We start from the raw sequence: 22,577 nt of genomic DNA, 5'->3' as shown, positions 1-22,577 counted from the left end.
CCCTATTCGTAGCCGTGCGCGGCCTCGTTGATGACCTGCGAGGGCATGGACGAGAAGTCTACCGCGACCGGCCGGGCGGCCTTGGCCCGGAAGGTCTTGATGACGTGCTCGAGCCGGCGGCGCACCTCACGCTCGGCCTCCGAGCCGGTCTCGAGCTTCAGGGGCGCGAGGCAGAAATCGATGATCGCCTGCGGGCTGGACATGGGTTCCATGGGGCTTCTCCTGCTCATTCCGCCGCGACGAACTGGGCGGTTTCGGTGGATTCTTTCATGGCCGTGGTCGAGGATCGGCCGTTCGAGATGACGGTCGCCACCTCGTCGAAATAGCCGGTGCCCACCTCGCGCTGATGGCGTGTGGCGGTGTAGCCGCGCGGCTCGTTGGCGAACTCGCGCTGCTGCAGCTCGGAATAGGCGGCCATGCCCCGGTCGCGGTAGCCGTCGGCCAGTTCGAACATCGAGTTGTTCAGGGCGTGGAAACCGGCCAGCGTCACGAACTGGAATTTGTAGCCCATGGCCCCCAGCTCACGCTGGAATCTGGCGATGGTGGCGTCGTCCAGCCGGGCCTTCCAGTTGAACGACGGCGAGCAGTTGTAGGCCATGAGCTTGCCGGGGTGTTCGCGCTGGACCGCCTCGGCGAAGCGGCGCGCGTCCTCCAGGTCGGGGTGCGAGGTCTCCCACCACAGCACGTCGGCGTATCGGGCGTAGGCGAGACCGCGCGCAATGCAGTGATCGAGGCCCGTCCCCTCCTTCAGCCGGAAAAAGCCTTCGGGCGTGCGGTCGTCGCGGCGGATGAAGGGATGGTCGCGGGGATCGACGTCGGAGGTGATCAGCTGCGCGCTCTCGGCGTCGGTGCGGGCCACGACCAGGGTCGGGGCGCCCATGACGTCGGCGGCGAGGCGCGCCGCGATCAGGTTTCGCTCGTGCGCCTGGGTCGGGATCAGCACCTTGCCGCCCAGGTGGCCGCATTTTTTCTCGGAGGCCAGCTGGTCCTCGAAATGGACGCCGGCGGCGCCCGCCTCGATGAAGGCCTTCATGATCTCGAAGCTGTTCAGCGGCCCGCCGAAGCCGGCCTCGGCGTCGGCGACGATCGGGGCGAACCAGTCGCGTTTGACGCCGCCCTCGGCGTGTTCGATCTGGTCGGCGCGCTGCAGGGTGCGGTTGATGCGCCGGCACAGCTCCGGCGCAGCGTTGGCCGGATACAGCGACTGGTCGGGATACATGGCCCCGGCGGTGTTGGCGTCGGCGGCGACCTGCCAGCCCGACAGGTAGATGGCCTTGAGGCCGGCGCGGACCATCTGCATGGCCTGGTTGCCGGTGACGGCGCCCAGGGCGTTCACGAACGGCTCGTCGTGCAGCAGCTGCCACAGCCGGTTGGCGCCGCGCTCGGCCAGGGTATGGGTGATCGGCAGCGAGCCGCGCAGGCGCAGAACGTCCTCCGGCGTGTACGGGCGCTCGACGCCGTCGAAGCGGCCGGCGGGCGAAGGGACGAGGTCGGCGAAGGTGGTCATGGTCGATCTCTGCGCGATCACGGCGTCAGGCCGCGGATGACACGAAGGGAACCACGTCGCAGTCATGAATTATACAGTGCAAGCGGCACATTTCGCGTCATTCAGTCATGATATGACACCTGCTGTTAAGTCATTTTGTGACATCGTGCGGTGATGGAAGCGAACGCCGACCGCAAGCTGTTCCTGGGAGGCCGCCTCAAGCGGCTCAGGCGCGATCTGGCGCTGACCCAGACCGCCATGGCCGCCGACCTGGGCGTTTCCCCCAGCTATCTCAATCACATAGAGCGCAACCAAAGACCGGTGTCAGCCCAGCTTCTGCTGCGTCTGGCCGACACCTATGACGTCGATCTGCGCACCCTTGGCCAGTCCGGCGGGCCGGCGACCGAGTCGGAACTGGCCGAGGCCTTCGCCGACCCGCTGTTCCAGGGCCTGACGGTGCCGCGGCACGAGATCGTCCAGTTGGCCGAGGACCAGCCCGCCGCCGCCGACGCCCTGCTGAGGCTCTACCGCGCCTTCGCCGACCGCCGCGCCCGCGACCGGGCCGAGGCGGACGTCACCGGCGGCGCGGGCGACGACAGTCCCGCGGACTGGGTCCGGGATTACGTTCAGGGCCGCCGCAACCACTTTCCGGAGCTGGATGCCCTGGGCGAGGCTCTGGCGGACACGCTCGAGGCCGGGACGCCGGGGGAATCGTTTGAAGCCCGGGCCCGGGCCCGGCTGCAGTCGCGCCATGACCTGACCGTCCGCACCCTGCCCGCCGACGTCATGGTCGAATGGACCCGCCGCTACGATCCGCACCGCAAGCGGCTCCTGCTGTCCGAAACCCTGGGCCCGTCGTCGCGCGCCTTCGCCGTGGCCTTCCAGCTGGCCCTGTCCGAGCACGACGCCGAGCTGACCGCCCTCGCCGACGCGGCCTCGGCGCCCGACGAACCCACGCGCCGCCTGCTCAAGGTGTCGCTGACCAACACCCTCGCCGCCGCCCTGCTGATGCCCTACCCCGCGTTCCAGCGGACGGCCGAGGAGACCGGTTACGACCTGGCGCGGCTGCAGGCCCGCTTCGGGGTGTCGTTCGAACAGGCGGCGCACCGGCTGACCACCCTGTCGCGGCCCACGGCGCGGGGCGTGCCCTTCTTCCTGATGCGGGTCGATCAGGCCGGCAACATCTCCAAGCGGTTCGCCTCGGGCGCCTTTCCCTTCTCGCGCTTCGGCGGGGCCTGTCCGCGCTGGCGACTGCACAGCGCCTTTCGCACGCCCGGCCGCATCGTCACCCAGATCATCGAGACGCCGGACGGCCAGCGCTGGTTCACCCTGGCCCGAACCGTCGACCGTCAGGGCCATGACGCCTTCACCGAGGGCCACGACCTCGCCATCGGCCTCGGCTGCGAGCTGAAGCATGCGCATCGCCTGATCCACGCCCGCGGCCTCGACCTCGTCGCCCCCGAGGTCACCCCGATCGGCCCCGCCTGTCGCCTGTGCCACCGCCACCCCTGCGCCGAGCGCGCGGCCCCGCCGGTGGACCGGCCGCTGGTGGTCGACGACTGGTCCAAGTCCGTCAGCCCCTGGCCGTTCGCCGACGCCGTCGCGCGCGGCTGAGTCAGGCGGCGGGGATGGCTCTCTCGATCGCCTCGTTGACACAGGCGGCCAGGTCGCTCTGCCCGAACGGCTTGGCCAGTCGCGGCAGGTCGGCGCCGGCCTGCTCGGGCGCGAGGTCGGCATAGCCAGAGGTGATGATGACCGGCAGGTCCGGATGGCTGCGCCGAACGGCCCGGGCGAACTGGGAGCCGCTCATGTTCGGCATGACCTCGTCGCTGATGACCAGGTCGACGTCAGGCCGGCTGCGCAACGCCTCGAGACCCTCCTTGCCCGATGAGGCGACGATCACCTCGTGACCGAGGTCGTCGAGCATGGCGGCGGTGTTGGTCAGGACCAGGCTGTCGTCGTCCACCGCCAGGATCAGCAGCCGACGGACGGCCCCGGAGGCCTGATCCGCCCCGTCGTTGGCCGGGACGTGGGAGGGTTCAGCCCTGACGACGGGCAGCCAGAGCTCCACCTGGGTACCGCGCCCCGGATGGCTCGTCATCGTCAGCCAGCCCCCGGACTGGGCGGCGAGGCCGTGGACCATGGACAGGCCGAGTCCCGTGCCCTTGCCGACGCCCTTGGTGGTGAAGAAGGGCTCGGTCGCACGGGCGAGCGTCGCCTCGTCCATGCCCTCGCCGGTGTCCGCAACGACAAGCCGGACGTAGTCTCCGGGGGCGAGCGTGGCGTGGCCGCGGATCCGTTCGGGCCTGGCGCTGATGGTGATGGAGCCGCCGCGCGGCATCGCATCCCGCGCGTTGACGGCCAGATTCATCAGCGCCGCCTCCAGCTGGTAAGGGTCGGTGTGCACCCGGGGCAGCTCGCTGGGGAAGCGCATGTTGACCTCGATGCTCGGGCCGATGGTCCGGTCGAGAAAATTCATCAGGCCGCGGACTAGCGACGGCACGTCGACCGCCTCCATCTTCAGCTCCTGCTTGCGCGCGAAGGCCAGCATCCGCTGGGTCAGGATCGCCCCCCGCTGCGCGCCCTGCACGGCGTTGTCGATCAGCGGGGTGATGCGCGGATCATAGGGCACCCGCTTCCTGACCAGCTCCAGGCTGCCGAGAACCGCCATCAGCAGGTTGTTGAAGTCGTGGGCGATGCCGCCGGTGAGCTGGCCGATCGCCTCCATTTTCTGGGACTGGAACAGGGCCTCCCGGGCCTCCTCCAGCGCCCGCTGCGTCTGCATCCGTTCGGTGATGTCGCGGGTCACCTTGGCGAAGCCGATCACCTGACCGTCGTCATCGCGGATGGCGTCGATCACCACATGGGCCCAGAAGCGGCTGCCGTCCTTGCGGACCCGCCAGGCCTCCTTTTCGAACCGGCCCGTTCGGAAGGCGGTTTCGAGGGCCTTGGCCGGCTCGCCGGCGGCCCGGTCCTCGTCGGTATAGAACCGCGAGAAATGCTGGCCGATGATCTCGTCGGGGGCATAGCCCTTGATGCGGGCGGCCCCGGCGTTCCAGCTGCTCACCTGGCCGGACGGATCCAGCATGTAGATCGCGTAGTCGGTCACGCCCTGGACCAGCAGCCGGAACTGTTCCTGGCTGCGGCGCAGCGATTCCTCCGCCGCCCTCCGTTCGGTCAGATCGCGCGTGATCTTGGCGAATCCGACCAGTTCTCCCGACGGCGTGCGCACCGGATCGATGACGACGTGGGCCCAGAACTCCACGCCGTCCTTGCGGACCCTCCAGCCCTCCTGTTCGAAACGGCCTTCCTCGGCGGCGATCCGCAACGCCCGCGCCGGCGTGCCGGCCGCGCGGTCCCGTTCGGTATAGAAGCGGGAGAAATGTTCCCCCAGAATCTCGGACGGCTCATAGCCCTTGAACCGCTGCGCGCCCGCGTTCCAGCTGGTGACATGTCCCTGGGGATCCAGCATGTAGATCGCATAGTCGGTGATGGCGTCGACCAGCAGCCGATAGCGATCATCGACGGCGGGAACAGACCCCGACACTTCAGAGACACTCATGCATCCGCCCCCGGGCTCCGTCTGTCACGGAACTGGCGATAACGCCAACTGACGGGAGCGGTTCCAGCAATATCCCCAAGCCCGGTCAGGGGCGCGTGACGTCCAGCGCCCTTGCGGCGGCCGCCAGCTCCCCCGCCATCACCGCCTTCAGCCGTTCCGGCGCGACGATCTTGACCTGCTCGCCCCAGGTGAACAGATGCCAGGCCAGTTCTCGCATGCCCGAGGCGCGGAAGCGGACGACGACGCCGCCGTCCGGCTGGTCCTCGAGGCTCTGGGTCGGGTGCCAGCGCCAGGCCCGGGCCTCCGACGCGCCGTCCGGCGACACCTTCAGCACCACGTCCTCGATCTCGTCCTGATAGATGCCGAACGACTGGCTGGCGAAGGCCTGCAGATCGAAGTCCGCCGGCGGAGAGGCCACCCCCTCCTCGGCCCGGACCCCGCTCATCCGGTCGAGGCGGAAGGTCTGGACGCGACCGCTCTCGCGGTCGGCGGCCACGAGGTAGTTGGCGCGGCCGAACATCACCCCGCACGGGGCGACGCTGCGGCGGCGCGCCTCGGCCCCCGGCCGGCTGTAGATGAAACCCAGCGGCCGTCCCGCCAGAATGGCCTGACGGATCTCTGCCAGCACCGCCTCGTCCGCCGACGGCCGGGGGCCGGCCTGCACGGCGATGGTCTCGGCCCGCACCAGCGCCTCCAGATCGGGGGCCAGCCGGTTCAGCGTGGTCGAGCGCATGGCCGACTTCAGTTTGCGCTCCAGACCTTCCAGCGCGGCGGCCCGTCCCGGCTCGCCGGTCGCCCGCAACCCTTGCGCGGCCTTGGTCAGCTCGACCAGTTCCCCGGTGGTCGGGGCCTGTTCGAAAGCCGACAGGCCCCCGCGGATGCGCCAGCGCTTGTTCGGCGGGTCCGAAACCTCCTCCGTCTGCGGGAACAGCATGATCACGGCGTCGCGCAGGCGCTCGGCCGTGCGTCGCCCCACGTCCAGGTCGCGCTCGATCTCGCCCAGCGTCAGGCCCTCGGCGCTCGCCGCCATGCGCCGGGCGAGGTCGATGACCATGGCCGCCTTGTCGTGTCTCATGCCTCCACAGAAGCATACGTCCGATTTTGACGCAACGCTGTCTCATAGTCGAACCATCGACAGACACACCGCTTCAGGAGTTCTCTCATGGCCCGCGCTTTCACCCCCCAAACCGCCGTCGCCGCCTCCCGCTATCTGATCGTGCCGTGCGAGGCCGACGGCTGCGGCGATCTGGCCGTGATCTGGGACCGGCTCGAGGAACAGGTGATCGACGTCATCGACGCCCGCCTGTCCGCCCGTTACGCCGACGAGGACGCCCTGTGGGACGAGGCCAGGCCCGCCTTCGATCCGGCCGAGGATTTCCGTATCGCCGCCTGAACGTCCCGTCCGGCTTGCGGCGGCGGCCGGGGGCGGCTAGCCCTCCACTGCCTCGGGAGGACGATTGAGCATGGCGACGCAGACGGTGGACGGAGCGCGGCTGGTCAACGGCGCGCTGGCCGCATTCCAGGCCCGCGAACGCGACGACGCCGCCTATCTGCTGGCCAAGGCCGTGCAGGCCGACCCGCCGCTGGGCGCGCGCTGGGCTTCGGTGTCGCGGCTGGCCGCCACCATCGGGGAGATCACCCTGGCCCTGGCGGCGGCGCGCAAGCATGTCGCCGCGACCCCGACCGCCGAGGCGCGGCTGGCCTACGCCCAGTTGCTGATCCAGAGCGGACGGACGCAGGACGCCCTGCGCGAGGGCGCCGCCCTCGCCCGCGAACGGCCCAACGATCCGGCGGCGCTGCACTTCCTGGCCACCTGCCAGGTCCAGCTCGGCGACCACGACGCCGCCATCGTCAACCTGCGCCGGATCATCGCCCTGCCGACGGTGCACCTCGGCGCAGAGAACGCCTGGCATGTGCTGGCGGACATCAAGAAGTTCACGCCCGACGATCCCGACATCGCGCAGATGGAGGCGATGCTGGAGCGGATCGGCACATCGGAGGCCAACCGTCAGAGCCGCATCGTTCTGCTCTATGCGCTCGGCAAGGCGCTGGACGACGCCGGCCAGACCGACCGCGCCTTTGCCTGTTTCGATGAGGCGGCCAGGCTCCAGAAGCTCGACAGCACCTTCAACGCCGACAACGCCGACGCCTTCGTCGACGCGGTGGTCAAGGGCTACGACCACGTCTTCAGGGACAGCCTGCCGAAGAGCACAGTGGACAGCGACCGGCCGATCTTCGTGCTGGGCCTGCCGCGCTCGGGCACCACCCTGGTCGAGCAAATTCTGGTCAGCCACTCGCAGGTGGTCGACGGGGCCGAGGCCAATCTGTTCCGGCCCGCGGCCATGGCCATCAAGGGCTATACGCCGGACGAGATCCGCGCCTCCTTTGACCGCCCCGACGCGGAAACCCTGCCCGGCCGGATCGGCCGGGCGTATCTGCACCTGGTCGACGAGCGGTTCGGCAAGACCGGCAAGGTGGTCGACAAGACCCTGAACCAGACCCGTTACCTCGGCCTGATCCATCAGGTGCTGCCGAAGGCGAAGCTGATCTGGCTGCGCCGTGATCCCGCCGGCATCGCCTGGTCCTGCTACCGCACCCGCTTCGCCAGGGGTGTCGACTGGACGCGGTCGCTGACCGACATCGCCGCCTATTTCAAGGGCGAGGACCGGCTGCACGCCCACTGGTCGGCTGTGCTGGGCGACAGCCTGCTGACGGTGCCCTACGAGGCGCTGGTGGATGATCCGGACACCTGGATGCGGCGGATCATCGAACACGTCGGACTGGAGTGGGAAGAGGGCGTCCGCGACTTCCACAAGATCGAACGGGCCGTCACCACCGCCAGCTTCGCCCAGGTCCGCAAGCCTGTGTACGCCTCGTCCAAGGAGGCGTGGAAGCGGTATGAGAGGCACCTGAAGCCGTTCTTCGACGCCTACGGCCGTTAGCCGGGATAGAGCGCCCGCAGGTGCTCGACCGACGAGACCGCCATCTGCTTCAGCACCGCCGGGTCCACATCCGCCAACCGGTTGACGTAGACGCAGCCCTTGCCGGCCTTGTGCCTGCCCAGCCGCGCGAGCTGATCGCTCCGCCCTTCGTCGCAACCGGACAGGTAGAAGACCAGATTGCCCTTGCGCGGCGAGAAGCCGACCAGCGGCGCATCGCCCTCGTGCCCGCTGGCGTAGCGGTAGTGATACGCGCCGAAGCCGACGATCGACGGCCCCCACATCACCGGCGGCTCGCCGGTCGCCTCGCTCAGCAGCGCGCAGGCGGCCTCCGCGTCGGCGCGGCGTTTGGGGTCCTCGACGGCGGCGATGAAGTCGGCTGCGGAAACCTCGGTGGGCCTGGTTTTGGCTTCATAGGCCATCGTCTGACTTCCGTTTGAAGGCCTCGTGCGGCTCGGCATAGTATCGGCTGAGGTCCCTGCCGCTGATGCCGAGCATGCGGCGCGCACTGCTAAACGCGGGCTCGCCCAACTCGGCCCGTAACGCCCGGACGCACGAAATCGAATGGGCGGGGGCCCTCGGACCATGAGGGATGGACGCGAGAGATTGCTCGTCCAGTTTGTTCACCGCCTCAAACCACCGACGAGCGCCGGCCTGGCCGCCTGAACGGGCGTCCTGCAGATGCACGACCTCGCCCCTTGGAAAATACACGGCATAGCTCAACGTCGCGATATCTGACCGCCGACGGTAGTTGATCAGGGCGCAGCCCACCTCGATCTGCGTGGCGGTCTCAAATCGCAGAACTTCCTCGCCCGGCGCGCCATCCACACCGGAGGCGACGATCCGGTCGGGATATATCCTGACGTGGCTGCCCAATGAGAGGGCGACTGCGGCCGCTGCCGCCAAAGCCAGGAACAGCCAGGGCCACCTCACCACGGGCCACCAGGGCCGGGAACCACGGACGCAGATGACAATCGCGAGGACTGCTCCGAGGACACAACCGGCGGCCGCCCACGGGGCTAGCGGGACGTTGGTCACCGGCCACGACAGAATCGCTGCCTCATCGGTGAAATTAAGCCGACGGCGAAGCCAGTCAGCGCCGACCACAATCCCCAGCGGGATTCCGACGCTGATGCACAGCACCAGCATGGCGTCGTCGAAGCGCTTTTTCAGGGCGTCGTAGGGGAACGGTTTCATAGGGAGGCGAAGGGACGGATCACAGCGCCTTCACGATCCCCTCGACCATCTTCTTGGCATCGGCGAACAGCATCATGGTGTTATCGCGGAAGAACAGCTCGTTCTCGACGCCCGCATAGCCGCTGCCCATGCCGCGCTTGATGAACAGCACCGTCCCCGCCTTCTCCACGTCCAGCACCGGCATGCCGTAGATCGGGCTCTGCGGGTCGGTCTTGGCGGCCGGGTTGGTGACGTCGTTGGCGCCGATGACGAAGGCCACGTCGCAGCTCGAGAACTCGCTGTTGATGTCCTCCAGCTCGAACACCTCGTCATACGGCACATTGGCCTCGGCCAGCAGGACGTTCATGTGGCCGGGCATGCGGCCGGCGACGGGGTGGATGGCGTATTTCACCTCGACCCCCTCCTCCTTCAGCGCATCGGCCATCTCGCGCAGGGCGTGCTGGGCCTGGGCCACCGCCATGCCGTAGCCGGGCACGATGATGACCTTGGAGGCGTTCTTCATGATGAAGGCCGCGTCCTCGGCCGAGCCCTGTTTGACCGGGCGCGTCTCGACCGCGCCGCCGGCGCCCGCCGCCGCGTCCCCGCCGCCGAAGCCGCCCAGGATGACCGAGATGAAGCTGCGGTTCATGCCCTTGCACATGATGTAGCTCAGGATCGCGCCCGAGCTGCCGACCAGCGCCCCGGTGATGATCAGGGCGATGTTCTCCAGCGTGAAGCCCAGCGCCGCCGCGGCCCAGCCCGAGTAGGAGTTGAGCATCGACACCACCACCGGCATGTCCGCCCCGCCGATGGGGATGATCAGGGTGGCGCCGAGGATCAGGGCGATCAGGAACACGCCCCAGAAGGCCCAGGTCGCGGTCCCGCCCGAACCGATCATGACCCCGATCAGCAGCACCAGTCCGAGGGCCAGGGCGATGTTGATCAGGTGCCGCGCCGGCAGCAGGATCGGCGCCCCGCTCATATTGCCGTTCAGCTTGGCGAAGGCGATCACCGAGCCGGTGAAGGTCACCGCCCCGATGGCCACGCCGAGGCTCAGCTCGATGATCGACAGGGTCTTGATGCCGACGGCGCCCGAACTGGCGACCGTGGCGATGCCGAAGCTGTCCGGCGCATAGACGGCGCCCACGGCCACCAGACAGGCGGCCATGCCGACCAGCGAGTGGAAGGCGGCGACCAGCTGGGGCATCTGGGTCATCTGCACCCGCGCGGCGATCAGCGCCCCCGCCCCGCCGCCGATCACCACGCCGCCGCCGATCAGGGCCAGCGTCAGCGGGTCCAGCGTCCCGCTCGACCACAGGGTCGCCAGCGTCACGCCCACGGCCAGCGCCATGCCGACCATGCCCAGTGTATTGCCGCGCCGGCTCGTCTCCGGGCTCGACAGCCCCCTCAGGCTGAGGACGAACAGGACGCCGGACACCAGATAGGCCAGGGCCGCGATCGATGCGTTCATGAAATCTCTCCGGCGGAAATCGAGGTCGGCGTCTTCCGGCGTTCCCGGGCCCGGACGATCCGGCCGGCGATCACGACCAGCACGAAGGCGGCGAGGGCGACCGATCCGAATATGAGGCCTGCGCGGAGCAGTCCGGCCCAGCCGCCATCGTTGTAGCGGCTCAATATGAAGGTGACGGCGACGGTCGCCATCATCGCCCCGCCCAGCGGCGCCTGCACCGCCGGCCGCCAGGCGGCGGACACCATCATCACAAGCAACAGGATGATCGAAATCAGCAGGAGTCCGCCCTCAAGCTCTTCCAGGCTGCCTCTCACCACCCAGAGGATAGCGACGACTCCGATCATGACGAGAGCGGCCACGACCCGGCCGGCGATAATCAGCGGACGCGCGTCTTTCCCCGCCCGCCGGCTGTCCATGCCCGCCATCGCAAGCGCCGCGAGCAAGCCGGCGAGGAGGGGCACGGCGATGATGAGGATCATCATGGCCATCTCTATTTCCCCGGCGGCGGGCAGGCCGTGCGCGCCAGCCGCCACAGGGCGGCGGCGATGAACAGCGGGCCGACGAAGACGACGGCCCAGTCCCAGATGCCCATCTGTTTTTCCTGCGCCACGATGCGCAGCAGGACCGACGAAAACAGCAGCACGACGCCGCAGTCGAGAAAGCGCAGCTTGCGGATAGCGTTCTTCTCGCCGAGCCAGCTCCACAGCCACAGGCCCCCGCCGATCGCCGTGGCGATCCAGGACGCGCTCACCGCGAACTGCTGGATGTCGAAGGTCATCCGGCCTCTGCGGCCTTCGCCGGCGCAGGCGGTCGCTCCTTCTTGCGGTACATGGCCAGCATGCGCCGGGTGACCATGAAGCCGCCGAAAATGTTGACGCTGGCCAGGGTCACGGCCGCAACGCCGGCGCCCTTGGCGATCCAGCTGTCGCCGCTGTCGGCGGACAGGGCGGCCGCCGCGATCAGCCCGCCGACCACGATCACCGACGAGATGGCGTTGGTCACGGCCATCAGCGGCGTGTGCAGCGCCGGCGTCACCGACCAGACGACGTAGTAGCCGACGAAGATCGCCAGCACGAAGATGGCGAGGCGAAAGACGGTGGGGTCGACGTGTTCCATGCCTAGACCTTCCGCTCCAGCCGTTCGTCGATAGAGGCCAGAAGCCAGAGGCCGCCACCCGCGACGATAGTGGGGATGATACCGTCGAACATCCGGTCCAGGATCGCGCCGAAGGCCGCCGCCGACGCCGGCGCTCCGCCGGCGACAAACACGGTCACCATCGCGACCACGCCCCAAGCTGGAGCGGCAATGACAAGGAACAGTCCCAAACCCTTCAAAAAGCGTCGCATCATCCCCTCACCCCCTCATGCACCACGGCCCCGCCGTGGGTCACCGCCGCCGCCTTGAGGATCTCGTCCTCCAGATCGACCGCCAGCGCGCCGTCCTTGACCATCAGCCCGACGAAGGCGCTGAGGTTCCGCGCGTACAGCGCCGAGGCGTCCGCCGCGATCCGGCCCGCCATATTGGTCCAGCCGACGATCTGCACGCCGTTGGCCGTGGTCACCACCTCGCCCGCCCTTGCCCCCTCGACATTGCCGCCGTTGTCGATGGCGAGGTCGACCAGCACGCTGCCCGGCTTCATCGAGGCCACATGCGCCGCCGTGATCAGCCGCGGCGCGGCGCGGCCGGGGATCAAGGCGGTGGTGATGACGATGTCCTGCTTGACAATGTGCGAGGCGGTCAGTTCGGCCTGTTTGGCCTGATACTCGGCCGACATCGGTTTGGCGTAGCCGGCGGCGGTTTCGGCGGCCTTGAACTCCTCGTCCTCGACGGCGACGAACTTGGCCCCGAGGCTCTCGACCTGTTCCTTGGAGGCCGGGCGCACGTCGGTGGCGGTGACCACCGCCCCCAGCCGCCGCGCCGTGGCCACGGCCTGCAGCCCGGCCACGCCCGCGCCCATGACGAAGACCTTGGCCGGGGCGACCGTGCCCGCCGCCGTCATCATCATCGGAAAGCCCTTGCCGAAGGCGTAGGCCGCCTCGATCACCGCCCGGTAACCCGCCAGATTGGCCTGCGAGGACAGGGCGTCCATCACCTGCGCCCGGCTGATGCGGGGCACGAATTCCATGGCGAAGGCGGTGACGCCGGCGCCGGCCAGCGCCGTCACCGTCTCCTTGTCGCGATACGCGTCGAGCAGGGCCACGACCACCGCGCCGGGCTTCAGCGCGCTGCTCTCCTGCGCCGTCGGCCCGCGCACCTTGAGCAGGATGTCCGCCCCGGCCAGCACGGCCTTGATGTCCGGCTTCACCGCCGCGCCCGCGGCGGCATAATCCGCGTCGGGAATGGACGAGCCCGCGCCGGTTCCGGCCTCGACGGTCACGGCCGCGCCGAGCGCGATAAGCTTCTTCACCGTTTCCGGGGTGACGGCGCAGCGCGTCTCGCCATCTCGGCGTTCGCGGGTCACGGCGATGGCGACAGCCAAGCGAATCCCTCCGTCAGAACTGGACGCGGGACGTTAGGCTGATCGGGGACGGCGCGTCAAAGCGGCTGAGGGCCGGGCTTTCAATACCCCGCTCATCCCGGCGAAAGCCGGGACCCAGTTCTTTGGGTGATGGGCGGTGGGCGTGGACGGACTCAACACCAGTCCTGATGCGCCGGCGTCAAGCTGGACAGAACTGGGTCCCGGCTTTCGCCGGGATGAGCGGCCAGACGTCAGTGAGACTTCTTGCCCGACTTCAGATACAGGAAGCCGGCGACCAGCAGCACCGCCGCCGCGGCCGCGCCGCCGATGAGGCTGCCGCCCGGCTGGAACCACAGCACCAGGAAGGTCAGCGTCGCCGCGATCAGCAGCGAGCCCCACTTGGCCAGGTTGATGAACAGCGTGAACGTCGCCGCCTGCTCGTCGATCTTCTGTGAGCCGCGAACATAGTCGTCATGCTCGGCGTCGGAGGCGTGGTGCGGGTCGGCCATGATCGGGTCCGGGAATCTGCAAGAGGCGTTGGCGCCCTTATAGCGGCGCGGCCCGCGCGCTCAAGCGGGCGGCGACAATTCGCGCCGGCGGCTCAGTCGAGCGCCGCCAGCACATCGCGGGTGAAGGCGATGAAGTCGAACCGCTTTCCCGCGGGGTCCTCGCCCCGCCGCACGATGACGATGTTCCGACTGGGCACGATGACCACGTACTGACCGCGGTTGCCGTTGGCCGAGATCGCATCCGCCGGGATGCCTTCGGACTTGTCGAACAGCCAGAAAGTCGCGCCATAACCCTGTTCGCCGTTCGGCTGCGGTCCGGACGGGCGCGAGACGTAGTCCCGCCAGTCCTCGGGCAGGATCCGCTCGCCATCCACCACGCCATCATCGACATACAGCTGTCCGAAGCGGGCCAGGTCGCGGGCGGTCGACCACACCTGGCTCGACAGCACATAGTTCCCGCGCCAGTCCGTCTCCGCGACCGTGTCGAGCATGCCCAGCGTCCGGAACAGTTCGGCCGGCGGATGCTCCCCGAACGTCGGGGCGATGCCCAGGATGGCCAGCAGGATGTCGTTGTTGGCGTAGCGGAAGCGCGATCCCGGAGCCGCGATCAGCGGCCAGGTGGTGGCCTGCTCGTCCACTCCGACCCCGCCAAAATACAACGCATCGGTCCGGTTGCCGGCGAAGTCGCTGGTCAGGCCCGAGGCCATCCGCATCAGGTTGTCGAGCGTGATCGCCCCTCGCGGATCACGCTCCCGGCTCCAGTCGGCGATAGCGGCGGGCGCGTTGACGTCGACCTCGCCGCGCTGGACCGCGGCCCCGATGACCGTCCCCGCCAAGCTTTTGGCCACCGACCATGTCCGCTGAGGCACATCGGGGCCAAAGTCGGGAGCATAGTGTTCCGCGACGAGGCGGCCGTCCTGAAGGATCACGACGCCCGTGGTGTTCGTCCCGCTGCCATAGCCCTCGTCGAGCGCGCGCGCCACGACCGCCCCAAGAGCGGCTGCATCGCCCCGGGGAGCCGCTTCGATCAGCGGTCGGGGTCGAGCGGGAGGGCGACCATGCGCCCGCTCGGGCCCGCGTCCGGTCCAGCCCACTGGCATGATGCTGCAGCCGTGGCCACGCTCGAACAGCGCCGTGCGTGGCGGCAGGGTCTCGTCCCACCGGACGGAGACGCTGTGGCTGCCCACCTCCGCAGGCATCTCCCGCACCAGCGCATCCAGCTCCGGATAGATTCCGACCAGCTCATTGGCCTCGACGCTTTCGACCGTCCGTGATCCGCCCGCGGCCTCGGCGTTCTTCAGCGCCCCGCAGACCATCAGCGCCTTGTAGCCCGCCGCCATCGCGCGGGTCGCCGGCGTAGGCTCCGCGGGCGGCGCCTGGGCGAACGAGGGCCCGGCGAGAACGGCGACGGCCGCGAGGATCAGAATGCGCATGGCCGGACGCTCCCCCGCCGCCACCGCTCCGTCAACTCACACCAGCGCCTCGAACCGGTCGATCAGCCCCTCCAGCCGCTTCGTGCCGATGGTCCAGAAGGCCGGGTCGCGCGGGTTCAGGCCGAACGGCGCCAGCGCCTCGACATAGCCCCGGGAGCCCCCGCCCGCGAGCAGCTCGCGATACAGCGGCGTGAAGCCCTCCGGATCCTTCGCGCGCGTCTCCATGAGCGCCGCCACCAGCAGATCCCCGAAGGCGTAGGCGTAGACGTAGAAGGGCGAGTGCACGAAGTGACTGACGTACGACCACCAGTGCTCATAGCCGGGATTCAGCGTCACCGCCGGCCCCAGCGAGCCGCCCAGCTCCTCGAGCCACAGCTCGCCGATGCGCTCGACCGGAACCTCGCCCCCGGCCCGTTCGTCGTGGAACCGCGTCTCGAAGCGGTGGAAGGCGATCTGGCGGATGACGGTGTTCAGTCCGTCCTCGATCCGCCCTGCCAGCAGGCCCCGCTGCTCGGCCTTCGGCGCGGTCTTCAGCAGCCGGTCGAAGGTCAGGCCCTCGGCGAAGATCGACGCCGTCTCGGCCAGGGTCAGCGGCGTGTCGGCCAGCAGGCTCCCCTGCCCCGCCGCCAGCGTCTGGTGCACCCCGTGGCCCAGCTCGTGCGCCAGGGTCAGCACGTCGCGCCGCTCGCCCATCCAGTTCAGGAACACATAGGGATGGCGGTCCGAGGTCACCGGGTGGGCGTAGGCGCCGGACTGTTTGCCCGGCCGCGCCCTGCCGTCGATCCACGGCCGCTCGAAGAAGCCCCGCGCCCGGTCGGCGAACTCGCCGCCCAGATCGCCGAAGCTCTCCAGCACCAGTTCGCGCCCTTGCGCCCAGTCGTAGCCGCGCGGCGCGCTGGTCTCGATCGGCGCGTTGCGGTCCCACTGATCCAGTTTCGCCTTGCCCATGGCCCGGGCCTTCAGGGCGTAATAGCGGTGCGACAGGCGCGGATAGGCCGCCGCGACCGCCTCGGCCATGGCGTCCACCGCGTCGCCGTCCACCTCATTGGCCAGGTGGCGGCTGTCGGCCGGCCGCCTGAAGCCGCGCCATCTGTCCTCCAGAGCCTTGTCGGCGGCGACGGTGTTGAGCACCAGCGCCATCGTCTTCGTCCGCGCGCCCAGCGCCTCGTTCAACCCCTCGGCGGCCGCCTTGCGCCGCGCGGCCTTCGGATCGGACAACCGGTTCAGCGCCTCGGACAGGGTCAGGTCGTCCTTGCCGGCCTTCACCTTCATCGCCCCCAGCGTCTCGTCGAACAGGCGCGGCCACTGGGCGTTGATCGGCCCGCGCTCGGCCAGGAAGGTCTCCAGCTCGTGCGACAGCTCGTGCGGCTTCATCGCCCGCACCCGCCGCAGCCATGGCCGCCAGCGCGCCGCCGCCGGCCAGGCCGACAACGCCGCCTCGATCTCCGCCTCTTCCAGCTGGTTGATCTCCAGCGTGACCCAGACCGTCGGCGTGGCGATGGCGGTGATCTTCTCGCGCACCGTCGCCTCGAACCCCTGCGCCGCCGCGTCGCTGCGGTCGGTCGAGGCCGCGAGGAAGGCGTAGGCGCCCAGGCCGCCGAGCAGGTCCGAGGCCCGTTCGTACAGCGTCACCGCCCGGTCCAGCCGCTCGCCGAGCAGAGCGGCCTCCGCCCGCGCTCCGACCAGCCGGCCCTGCAGGGCGTTGAGCTCGCCGACCAGCGCCCGGGCGCGGTCGAGATCGGCCTCGATGCGAGTGTCCTCCCGCGAGGCGTACAGGTCGGTCAGGTCCCAGACGGGAGCTTCGGCGGGATCGGCGGGGGTCTTGAAGGGCGCGTTCATGCCCCCGTTGTGGGGACGCCGGGCCTTCGACGCAACGGCCGAAAGCCGCCAGACCTCCGGCGCGGCGCCGGCCATATCGACGGCGAAGGAGACATCGCATGAGCTTTCGCATCCACGGCCTGACCCTGGCGCCGTTCCGGCCGCTGTTCGACATGGACGACGCGGCCCTCACCGCCATGGGCGCGCGCCGCATGATCGCCGACGCCCCGAACGCCGCGCCATGCCGGGTCAGCCTGGCTGACGCGGAGCCCGGCGAACGGCTGATCCTGCTCAACCACCGCCACCTCGACGACCCGCGAAGCCCCTACCGCGCGGAAGGGCCCATCTTCGTGCGGGAGGCCGCCGCAGAGACGACGCCCGTCGTCGGCGAGGTTCCGGACATGCTGGGACGACGGCTGCTGTCGGCGCGGGTCTATGACGCCGGCTGGATGATGACCGACGCCGACGTCGTCGAAGGGCGCGATCTGGCCGGGCGGCTGGAGGCGTGGTTCGCCGATCCCGTCGTGTCGCGCATCCATCTGCACACGGCCCGGCGGGGCTGCTTTATGGCCGCGGCCGAACGGGCCTGAGCGCCAGCCCCTACTTGGAGCGGGCGGTCGGTTCCGCGAACGCGCCCTGCATCTCCTCGCGCATATTCCGCAACTCGTCGGCGGTGCATCCGTAATGCTGGCACATGCGCGACGCCATCTTCTCCAGCATCTGCGGCATCACCGTCATCGCCGCCGCCGTGGCGTCGGGCATGGAGGCATAGGTCTTGTTGATGATCGAGCGTCCCATCTCGCTGTCGTAGAAGGCGATCAGCGCCTCCAGCTCGGCCTCGGAGAAGGTGCGGGCGTAGACCGGCACCATTTCGTCCAGCATCTGCGGGATCATGTCGGTGACGAGCTCCGACGCCAGGTCGGTCATGAATCGCCGATCCTCCTCGGGCATGCCACGGGCCTCGGGATCCATGGACGCCTCCATGTCGATCATCTGGCGGATCATGGTTTCGAACTGGTCGGACATCATCAGGTCGACATACCGCCGGGTCAGCTCCAGCTGGCGCGCCGACGGTTGCCCTTCGACCGCCGCCGCCGGCGGTTGCGGCGGCTTGCTCTGCGCCGCGGCGCCCGAGGCGAGCGTCAGCCCCGCCACCACGATCATCCAGAAACGCATCTCGGTCTCCCCCTGTATATCGCCACACTCAGGGGTTGCTTCGCTCTCCGCTAGGGCGCGGCGGACACAGGCGTGCGAAAATAACATCGCCACGGCGGCGCCTTTCTGAGGCTGAAGCCCGGCCTCAGGGATCGAAGGCGGCGATCAGGGCCTTCAGGTCAGGTTCGTCCACCCGGCGCGCCGCCTCGTCGCGGGGCAGCCAGACGCGCTCGCGCTCGATCCGTTCCTGCCAGTCGAGGTGTTCGGCGGTCACCTCCAGCCCGTACAGGGCCACCACGCACCAGCGCGGCGCGCGGCGCTTCAGCACCTTCAGATAGCGGAACGTCCCCAGCGGCTTTTCGCCGACCACGCCCTCGACCCCCGCCTCCTCCAGCGCCTCCTGCGCCGCGGCCTCGGCGTCGGTCCTGCCGGGCATGCGGCCGCCCTTGGGCGTGACCCAGCGCCGCGTCTCGCGCGAGGTGACCAGCAGGATCTCGATCCCGTCCCGTCCGCGACGCCAAGGCAGGGCGGCGACCTGACGCCGCTCGGCCCGTTCGTCGCGTGCGAGGTCCCCGGTCATCAGCTCAGGAAGGCTCCGCCGATCCAGAAGAACAGGGCCCCGATGGCGGCGGCGGCGGGCATGGTGATGAACCAGGCGGTGACGATGCTGCGCGCCACGCCCCAGCGCACCGCCGAGGCCCGCCGGGCCGCACCCACGCCGACGATCGCTCCGGTGATGGTGTGCGTGGTCGAGACCGGGATGCCCATGCCGGTGGCCATGAACAGGGTGATGGCCCCGCCGGTCTCGGCGCAGAAGCCCTGTTGCGGGCTCAGCCGGGTGATCCGCGACCCCATGGTGTGCACGATGCGCCAGCCGCCGAACAGCGTGCCCAGGGCGATGGCCGCCTGGCAGGTGATGACGACCCAGAAGGGCACGACGAACTCCGAGCCGGCCGGCGCGCGAGAGAACAGCAGCACGGCGATGATGCCCATGGTCTTCTGCGCGTCATTGCCGCCGTGTCCGAGCGAATAGGCCGAGGCCGAGACGAACTGCATGCGCCGGAACACCTTGTCCGCCGTCGACGGGTTCACCTTCACGAACGCCCACGACACGATCAGGACCAGCACCAGGGCGAGCGTGAAGCCGACGGCGGGCGACAGGAAGATGGCGCTGACGGTCTTGGTCACGCCGGCGACGACGATGGCGCCCGTCCCCGCCTTGGCCACGCCCGCCCCCAGCAGGCCGCCGATCAGGGCGTGCGAACTCGACGACGGTATCCCGGCCAGCCAGGTGATCACGTTCCAGCTGATCGCTCCCATCAGGGCGCCGAAGATCACCTGGTCCGAGATGATCGCCGGGTCGATGATCCCCTTGCCGATGGTGTTGGCCACGTGCAGGCCGAAGAACAGGAAGGCGATGAAGTTGAAGAAGGCCGCCCAGCCGACGGCGTAGATCGGCGGCAGCACCCGTGTCGCCACGATGGTGGCGATGGAGTTGGCGGCGTCGTGCAGGCCGTTCAGGAAGTCGAACAGCAGGGCGACGGCGATCAGGAAGATCAGGATCAGCAGGGCGCCGTCCATGGGCCGCGCTCCTACAGATGCTCGACCAGGATGCCGCTGATGCGGTTGGCCACGTCCTCGAACCGGTCGACGACCTTCTCGAGGTGGTCATAGACCTCGCCGCCGATCATGAAGGCCATGGCGTCGCCGCCCCGGTGCGCCTGGTACAGGGCCTTCATGCCGTCGTCGTACAGGGCGTCGCTGTCGCTCTCCAGCCGCGCGATCTGCTCGGTCAGTTCGTTCAGCCGGCCCCGGTGCTTGCGCATGTCCGGCAGCAGCGACACCGCCTCGACCGTCAGCACCGCCGCCTCGACCGCGACATTGCCCAGCTGACGCATGTGCGGGGCGAAATCGCGCATTTCGTACAGGGTGATGACCTTGGCCGTCTTCTGCATCTGGTCGATGGAGTCGTCGAGCGAGTTGGTCAGGCCGCGGATATCCGACCGGTCGAACGGGGTGATGAAGCTGCGCCGCACCGCGAACAGCACCTCGCGGGCGACGGCGTCGGCCTCATGCTCGTGATCGACGATCCGCTGGCACCAGCGCGGCACCTCGTCGCCGCCCTCCAGCACCTTGCTCAGCGCCTCGGCGCCCTTGATCAGGGTCGCCGCATGGGCGTCGAACAGGCGGAAGAAGTTGTCTTCCCTGGGCAGCAGCGCCTGAAACCATCCCAGCATCGGCGAATCTCCCGCACAATCCGTGTGCGGTCAGTCTCGCGTTCACGCGAAGGCGTCAACCCGTCCGGCCACGGAAGGATCGCCCATGTCCGGCACGCCGCGCGGCGCGAATGAAGGCGCATCGGCCTCGGGGTCGCTCCATCGCGACAGCGCTCAGGAGAGCGGCCGCGCGTCGTAGGTCTCCCGCGCCGCCCGGACTTCGGTCATCCGGATCTCCGCCCAGTCGATCATGGGTCTCAGGGCGCTCACCAGGGTTCCACCCAACGGGGTCAGGGCATAGGTCACCGCCACCGGCATCGTCGTCGCCTCGACCGTCCGGGTGACCAGCCCGTCGCGCTCCAGTTGGCGCAGCGTCTGGCTGAGCATCTTCTGCGACACCCCGCCTATCCGTCGCTTCAGCGCGTTGAAGCGCGTCGGTCCGCCGTCCAGCGTGGTGAGCAACAGCACCGTCCACTTGTCGGCGATGCGGTCCAGCAGGTCCCGGGTTGGGCAGAGCGGTTCGAAGACGTCCCCGCGCGAGGCCACTCCGGAGTAACCTGATGACGGGTCGGTGCCTTCTTGCATGAATGGTTTCCTCTGAGCACTTGGTATCCGTTGTATACCACCGGAGACCCATCATGAACATCACCATCCTCGGCGCCAGCGGCCGCGCCGGTTCCGAAATCGCGAAGGAACTGGCCCGCCGGGGCCATGCCGTCACCGGCGTGGCGCGCCATCCCGGACGAATTCCCGCGGGCGAGCGGATCACCGCGGTCGAGGGGGACGTCAATCGCCCTGAAACCCTGACCCCGGCGCTTGCGGGCGCCGAGGTCGTGATCAGTGCGGTCATGTTCGCCGACAGCGACCCCGACCTGCTGATCGGCGCCGTGAAGGACTCGGGCGTGGCCCGCTATCTCGTCGTCGGCGGCGCAGGGAGCCTCGAGGTCGCTCCGGGCGTCCGTCTGATCGACACCCCCGAATTCCCGGAGGTCTACAAGGCCGAGGCCGCCGCCGGCGCCCGCTTCCTCGACAAGCTTCGGCTCGAACGCGGGCTGAATTGGACCTTCCTGTCGCCGTCGATCGTGTTCGAGGGCGTCGAGCGGCGGGGGGCCTTCCGGCTGGGCGGCGACCAGGTGCTGTTCGACGCCGGCGGGAACAGCGCCATCTCCTTCCCCGACTACGCCGTGGCCATGGCCGACGAGGTCGAGGCGCCGCGCCACCCCCGGGCGCGATTCACCGTCGGCTACTGACGGAAACGAAAACGGCGGCGGAGATCACTCTCCGCCGCCGCCTCGTTCGGTTCAGATCAGGTCGATCAGGCGCCCAGCGAGGCCGGATCGATCTTGAAGCCCGGGCCCATGGTCGAGGACACGGTGATGCGCTTGATGTAGGTGCCCTTGGCGCCGGCCGGGCGGGCGCGGCTGAGCGCCTCCACATAGGCCTTCACGTTGGCTTCGAGGGCTTCCTGGGTGAAGGAGGCCTTGCCGATGCCGCCGTGGGCGATGCCGGCCTTCTCGACGCGGAACTCGACCGCGCCGCCCTTGGCGTCCTTGACCGCCTGCGCGACGTTGGGGGTCACGGTGCCGACCTTGGGGTTCGGCATCAGGCCGCGCGGGCCCAGCACCTTACCGAGGCGGCCGACCAGGGCCATCATGTCCGGGGACGCGATGACGCGGTCGAAGTCCATGAAGCCGCCGTTGATCTTCTCGTACAGATCCTCGGCGCCCACGATGTCGGCGCCGGCCGCCAGGGCCTCGGCCGCCTTGGCGTCCTTGGCGAAGACGGCGACGCGCACGTCGCGGCCGGTGCCGGACGGCAGGTTGACCACGCCGCGGACCTGCTGGTCGGCGTGGCGCGGGTCGACGCCCAGGTTGACGGCGATCTCGACGGTCTCGTCGAACTTGGCCTTGGCGTTGTCCTTCACCTGCTTGATGGCGTCCGCGAAGGGCAGGACCGCCTCGCGTTCCCCGGTGAAGGTCTTCTGGCGCTTGGATTGCTTTGCCATGTCTATCAAGCCCCAATCACTTCAAGGCCCATCGACCGGGCGGAGCCGGCGATGATCTTCGTCGCCTGGTCCAGGTCGTTGGCGTTGAGGTCCTTCATCTTCTTCTCGGCGATGTCGCGCAGCTGGGTGCGGGTGATCTTGCCGATGGTCTCGCGGCCGGTCTGGCCGGAGCCCTTCTGAAGCTTGGCCGCCTGCTTGATGTAGTAGCTGGCCGGCGGGGTCTTGGTGACGAAGGTGAACGACTTGTCCTGGTAGACGGTGATCACCGTCGGCAGGGGCGTGCCCTTCTGCTCCTTCTCGGTGCGGGCGTTGAACTCCTTGCAGAAGCCCATGATGTTGACGCCGCGCT

27 protein-coding genes are annotated in these 22,577 nt (G+C 69.1%); 5 read left to right on the top strand and 22 right to left on the bottom strand.

The window, feature by feature from the left end; genetic code table 11:
• Nucleotides 1–2: 2 nt before the first annotated feature.
• Both VEB62_RS00135 and aceA read right to left on the bottom strand, forming a co-directional pair.
• Nucleotides 3–212, bottom strand: coding sequence for a hypothetical protein (locus tag VEB62_RS00135; RefSeq protein WP_324794294.1), 210 nt, complete (start codon nt 210–212; stop codon nt 3–5).
• Between the two features lie 14 nt (nt 213–226).
• A complete protein-coding gene (gene aceA, locus VEB62_RS00130; RefSeq protein ID WP_324794293.1) occupies nt 227–1,507 on the bottom strand; it encodes an isocitrate lyase in 1,281 nt (426 codons plus the stop codon).
• Between the two features lie 153 nt (nt 1,508–1,660).
• Here aceA and VEB62_RS00125 point away from each other — a divergent pair, with 153 nt between their 5' ends.
• The gene (locus VEB62_RS00125; RefSeq protein WP_324794291.1) at nt 1,661–3,100 is read left to right on the top strand and encodes a helix-turn-helix domain-containing protein; all 1,440 of its coding nucleotides are present in this window, start codon (nt 1,661–1,663) and stop codon (nt 3,098–3,100) included.
• Nucleotide 3,101: 1 nt separating this feature from the next.
• Here the strand turns inward: VEB62_RS00125 and VEB62_RS00120 are convergent, their stop codons facing one another.
• Together VEB62_RS00120 and VEB62_RS00115 are read right to left on the bottom strand one after the other, a co-directional pair.
• The gene (locus tag VEB62_RS00120; protein ID WP_324794289.1) at nt 3,102–5,048 is read right to left on the bottom strand and encodes a hybrid sensor histidine kinase/response regulator; all 1,947 of its coding nucleotides are present in this window, start codon (nt 5,046–5,048) and stop codon (nt 3,102–3,104) included.
• An 85-nt stretch (nt 5,049–5,133) separates the two neighbouring features.
• Nucleotides 5,134–6,123, bottom strand: coding sequence for a helix-turn-helix transcriptional regulator (locus VEB62_RS00115; RefSeq protein ID WP_324794287.1), 990 nt, complete (start codon nt 6,121–6,123; stop codon nt 5,134–5,136).
• An 87-nt stretch (nt 6,124–6,210) separates the two neighbouring features.
• Here VEB62_RS00115 and VEB62_RS00110 point away from each other — a divergent pair, with 87 nt between their 5' ends.
• Together VEB62_RS00110 and VEB62_RS00105 are read left to right on the top strand one after the other, a co-directional pair.
• Nucleotides 6,211–6,441 (top strand): hypothetical protein, encoded by a 231-nt coding sequence (locus tag VEB62_RS00110; protein ID WP_324794285.1) that lies wholly within the window; start codon nt 6,211–6,213, stop codon nt 6,439–6,441.
• A gap of 70 nt (nt 6,442–6,511) precedes the next feature.
• Nucleotides 6,512–7,990, top strand: coding sequence for a sulfotransferase (locus VEB62_RS00105; protein ID WP_324794283.1), 1,479 nt, complete (start codon nt 6,512–6,514; stop codon nt 7,988–7,990).
• On the opposite strand, the gene VEB62_RS00100 is transcribed toward VEB62_RS00105, so the two are convergent.
• The 11 genes from VEB62_RS00100 to VEB62_RS00050 form a co-directional block, all read right to left on the bottom strand.
• The gene (locus VEB62_RS00100) at nt 7,987–8,409 is read right to left on the bottom strand and encodes a DUF1801 domain-containing protein (RefSeq protein ID WP_324794282.1); all 423 of its coding nucleotides are present in this window, start codon (nt 8,407–8,409) and stop codon (nt 7,987–7,989) included. The genes VEB62_RS00105 and VEB62_RS00100 overlap by 4 nt on opposite strands.
• A complete protein-coding gene (locus VEB62_RS00095; RefSeq protein ID WP_324794280.1) occupies nt 8,399–9,184 on the bottom strand; it encodes a hypothetical protein in 786 nt (261 codons plus the stop codon). The genes VEB62_RS00100 and VEB62_RS00095 overlap by 11 nt, the downstream gene beginning before the upstream one ends.
• A gap of 19 nt (nt 9,185–9,203) precedes the next feature.
• On the bottom strand, nt 9,204–10,634 hold the full coding sequence (locus tag VEB62_RS00090; RefSeq protein WP_324794278.1) for an NAD(P)(+) transhydrogenase (Re/Si-specific) subunit beta: 1,431 nt from the start codon (nt 10,632–10,634) through the stop codon (nt 9,204–9,206).
• On the bottom strand, nt 10,631–11,122 hold the full coding sequence (locus VEB62_RS00085; RefSeq protein ID WP_324794276.1) for a hypothetical protein: 492 nt from the start codon (nt 11,120–11,122) through the stop codon (nt 10,631–10,633). The genes VEB62_RS00090 and VEB62_RS00085 overlap by 4 nt, the downstream gene beginning before the upstream one ends.
• Nucleotides 11,123–11,124: 2 nt before the next feature.
• Nucleotides 11,125–11,412 carry a hypothetical protein gene (locus tag VEB62_RS00080; RefSeq protein ID WP_324794274.1) on the bottom strand — a complete coding sequence of 96 codons (288 nt, stop codon included), beginning with the start codon at nt 11,410–11,412 and terminating at the stop codon, nt 11,125–11,127.
• Nucleotides 11,409–11,750: an NAD(P) transhydrogenase subunit alpha part 2 gene (locus VEB62_RS00075; protein WP_324794272.1), complete on the bottom strand. Its 342-nt coding sequence runs from the start codon at nt 11,748–11,750 to the stop codon at nt 11,409–11,411. The genes VEB62_RS00080 and VEB62_RS00075 overlap by 4 nt, the downstream gene beginning before the upstream one ends.
• 2 nt (nt 11,751–11,752) lie before the next feature.
• The gene (locus VEB62_RS00070) at nt 11,753–11,980 is read right to left on the bottom strand and encodes a hypothetical protein (RefSeq protein WP_324794270.1); all 228 of its coding nucleotides are present in this window, start codon (nt 11,978–11,980) and stop codon (nt 11,753–11,755) included.
• The gene (locus VEB62_RS00065) at nt 11,980–13,113 is read right to left on the bottom strand and encodes a Re/Si-specific NAD(P)(+) transhydrogenase subunit alpha (RefSeq protein WP_324794268.1); all 1,134 of its coding nucleotides are present in this window, start codon (nt 13,111–13,113) and stop codon (nt 11,980–11,982) included. Before VEB62_RS00065 ends, VEB62_RS00070 begins: the two co-directional genes overlap by 1 nt.
• Before the next feature lie 230 nt (nt 13,114–13,343).
• The gene (locus VEB62_RS00060; RefSeq protein ID WP_324794267.1) at nt 13,344–13,601 is read right to left on the bottom strand and encodes an aa3-type cytochrome c oxidase subunit IV; all 258 of its coding nucleotides are present in this window, start codon (nt 13,599–13,601) and stop codon (nt 13,344–13,346) included.
• A 92-nt stretch (nt 13,602–13,693) separates the two neighbouring features.
• On the bottom strand, nt 13,694–15,034 hold the full coding sequence (locus VEB62_RS00055; protein WP_324794265.1) for a serine hydrolase domain-containing protein: 1,341 nt from the start codon (nt 15,032–15,034) through the stop codon (nt 13,694–13,696).
• Between the two features lie 36 nt (nt 15,035–15,070).
• Complete coding sequence (locus VEB62_RS00050; RefSeq protein ID WP_324794263.1) at nt 15,071–16,873, bottom strand: M3 family oligoendopeptidase; 1,803 nt, start codon at nt 16,871–16,873, stop codon at nt 15,071–15,073.
• A 98-nt stretch (nt 16,874–16,971) separates the two neighbouring features.
• Here VEB62_RS00050 and VEB62_RS00045 point away from each other — a divergent pair, with 98 nt between their 5' ends.
• The gene (locus tag VEB62_RS00045) at nt 16,972–17,442 is read left to right on the top strand and encodes a DUF1203 domain-containing protein (RefSeq protein ID WP_324794261.1); all 471 of its coding nucleotides are present in this window, start codon (nt 16,972–16,974) and stop codon (nt 17,440–17,442) included.
• Nucleotides 17,443–17,452: 10 nt separating this feature from the next.
• Here VEB62_RS00045 and VEB62_RS00040 read toward each other — a convergent pair whose 3' ends face one another.
• The 5 genes from VEB62_RS00040 to VEB62_RS00020 form a co-directional block, all read right to left on the bottom strand.
• A complete protein-coding gene (locus VEB62_RS00040) occupies nt 17,453–18,028 on the bottom strand; it encodes a DUF2059 domain-containing protein (RefSeq protein ID WP_324794259.1) in 576 nt (191 codons plus the stop codon).
• Between the two features lie 124 nt (nt 18,029–18,152).
• Nucleotides 18,153–18,587 carry an NUDIX hydrolase gene (locus VEB62_RS00035; RefSeq protein WP_324794257.1) on the bottom strand — a complete coding sequence of 145 codons (435 nt, stop codon included), beginning with the start codon at nt 18,585–18,587 and terminating at the stop codon, nt 18,153–18,155.
• Nucleotides 18,587–19,588, bottom strand: coding sequence for an inorganic phosphate transporter (locus VEB62_RS00030; RefSeq protein WP_324794255.1), 1,002 nt, complete (start codon nt 19,586–19,588; stop codon nt 18,587–18,589). The genes VEB62_RS00035 and VEB62_RS00030 overlap by 1 nt, the downstream gene beginning before the upstream one ends.
• Before the next feature lie 11 nt (nt 19,589–19,599).
• Nucleotides 19,600–20,244, bottom strand: coding sequence for a DUF47 domain-containing protein (locus VEB62_RS00025; protein WP_324794253.1), 645 nt, complete (start codon nt 20,242–20,244; stop codon nt 19,600–19,602).
• Between the two features lie 153 nt (nt 20,245–20,397).
• Entirely contained in the window at nt 20,398–20,808 is a 411-nt protein-coding gene (locus VEB62_RS00020) for a winged helix-turn-helix transcriptional regulator (RefSeq protein ID WP_324794251.1), read from the bottom strand.
• Nucleotides 20,809–20,861: 53 nt separating this feature from the next.
• On the opposite strand from VEB62_RS00020, the gene VEB62_RS00015 reads away from it, so the two are divergent.
• A complete protein-coding gene (locus tag VEB62_RS00015; RefSeq protein WP_324794250.1) occupies nt 20,862–21,473 on the top strand; it encodes an NAD(P)-dependent oxidoreductase in 612 nt (203 codons plus the stop codon).
• 65 nt (nt 21,474–21,538) lie between these two features.
• On the opposite strand, the gene rplA is transcribed toward VEB62_RS00015, so the two are convergent.
• Nucleotides 21,539–22,228 (bottom strand): 50S ribosomal protein L1, encoded by a 690-nt coding sequence (rplA, locus tag VEB62_RS00010; RefSeq protein ID WP_324794248.1) that lies wholly within the window; start codon nt 22,226–22,228, stop codon nt 21,539–21,541.
• A 5-nt stretch (nt 22,229–22,233) separates the two neighbouring features.
• Nucleotides 22,234–22,577: 50S ribosomal protein L11 (gene rplK / locus VEB62_RS00005; RefSeq protein WP_324794246.1), on the bottom strand; the 344-nt coding region annotated here is incomplete at its 5' end.

It is taken from the genome of Brevundimonas sp., from assembly GCF_035626975.1.
Classification (GTDB): Bacteria; Pseudomonadota; Alphaproteobacteria; order Caulobacterales; family Caulobacteraceae; genus Brevundimonas.
The sequence above is the reverse complement of the archived record's forward strand: the minus strand, read 5'-3'. Positions and strand labels throughout refer to the sequence as shown.

Bases quoted from the DNA above. Each gene is read 5' to 3' on its own strand.
- VEB62_RS00135 (WP_324794294.1), bottom strand. From the start codon at position 212: ATGGAACCCATGTCCAGCCCGCAGGCGATCATCGATTTCTGCCTCGCG.
- aceA (WP_324794293.1), bottom strand. From the start codon at position 1,507: ATGACCACCTTCGCCGACCTCGTCCCTTCGCCCGCCGGCCGCTTCGAC.
- VEB62_RS00125 (WP_324794291.1), top strand. From the start codon at position 1,661: ATGGAAGCGAACGCCGACCGCAAGCTGTTCCTGGGAGGCCGCCTCAAG.
- VEB62_RS00120 (WP_324794289.1), bottom strand. From the start codon at position 5,048: ATGAGTGTCTCTGAAGTGTCGGGGTCTGTTCCCGCCGTCGATGATCGC.
- VEB62_RS00115 (WP_324794287.1), bottom strand. From the start codon at position 6,123: ATGAGACACGACAAGGCGGCCATGGTCATCGACCTCGCCCGGCGCATG.
- VEB62_RS00110 (WP_324794285.1), top strand. From the start codon at position 6,211: ATGGCCCGCGCTTTCACCCCCCAAACCGCCGTCGCCGCCTCCCGCTAT.
- VEB62_RS00105 (WP_324794283.1), top strand. From the start codon at position 6,512: ATGGCGACGCAGACGGTGGACGGAGCGCGGCTGGTCAACGGCGCGCTG.
- VEB62_RS00100 (WP_324794282.1), bottom strand. From the start codon at position 8,409: ATGGCCTATGAAGCCAAAACCAGGCCCACCGAGGTTTCCGCAGCCGAC.
- VEB62_RS00095 (WP_324794280.1), bottom strand. From the start codon at position 9,184: ATGAAACCGTTCCCCTACGACGCCCTGAAAAAGCGCTTCGACGACGCC.
- VEB62_RS00090 (WP_324794278.1), bottom strand. From the start codon at position 10,634: ATGAACGCATCGATCGCGGCCCTGGCCTATCTGGTGTCCGGCGTCCTG.
- VEB62_RS00085 (WP_324794276.1), bottom strand. From the start codon at position 11,122: ATGGCCATGATGATCCTCATCATCGCCGTGCCCCTCCTCGCCGGCTTG.
- VEB62_RS00080 (WP_324794274.1), bottom strand. From the start codon at position 11,412: ATGACCTTCGACATCCAGCAGTTCGCGGTGAGCGCGTCCTGGATCGCC.
- VEB62_RS00075 (WP_324794272.1), bottom strand. From the start codon at position 11,750: ATGGAACACGTCGACCCCACCGTCTTTCGCCTCGCCATCTTCGTGCTG.
- VEB62_RS00070 (WP_324794270.1), bottom strand. From the start codon at position 11,980: ATGCGACGCTTTTTGAAGGGTTTGGGACTGTTCCTTGTCATTGCCGCT.
- VEB62_RS00060 (WP_324794267.1), bottom strand. From the start codon at position 13,601: ATGGCCGACCCGCACCACGCCTCCGACGCCGAGCATGACGACTATGTT.
- VEB62_RS00055 (WP_324794265.1), bottom strand. From the start codon at position 15,034: ATGCGCATTCTGATCCTCGCGGCCGTCGCCGTTCTCGCCGGGCCCTCG.
- VEB62_RS00050 (WP_324794263.1), bottom strand. From the start codon at position 16,873: ATGAACGCGCCCTTCAAGACCCCCGCCGATCCCGCCGAAGCTCCCGTC.
- VEB62_RS00045 (WP_324794261.1), top strand. From the start codon at position 16,972: ATGAGCTTTCGCATCCACGGCCTGACCCTGGCGCCGTTCCGGCCGCTG.
- VEB62_RS00040 (WP_324794259.1), bottom strand. From the start codon at position 18,028: ATGCGTTTCTGGATGATCGTGGTGGCGGGGCTGACGCTCGCCTCGGGC.
- VEB62_RS00035 (WP_324794257.1), bottom strand. From the start codon at position 18,587: ATGACCGGGGACCTCGCACGCGACGAACGGGCCGAGCGGCGTCAGGTC.
- VEB62_RS00030 (WP_324794255.1), bottom strand. From the start codon at position 19,588: ATGGACGGCGCCCTGCTGATCCTGATCTTCCTGATCGCCGTCGCCCTG.
- VEB62_RS00025 (WP_324794253.1), bottom strand. From the start codon at position 20,244: ATGCTGGGATGGTTTCAGGCGCTGCTGCCCAGGGAAGACAACTTCTTC.
- VEB62_RS00020 (WP_324794251.1), bottom strand. From the start codon at position 20,808: ATGCAAGAAGGCACCGACCCGTCATCAGGTTACTCCGGAGTGGCCTCG.
- VEB62_RS00015 (WP_324794250.1), top strand. From the start codon at position 20,862: ATGAACATCACCATCCTCGGCGCCAGCGGCCGCGCCGGTTCCGAAATC.
- rplA (WP_324794248.1), bottom strand. From the start codon at position 22,228: ATGGCAAAGCAATCCAAGCGCCAGAAGACCTTCACCGGGGAACGCGAG.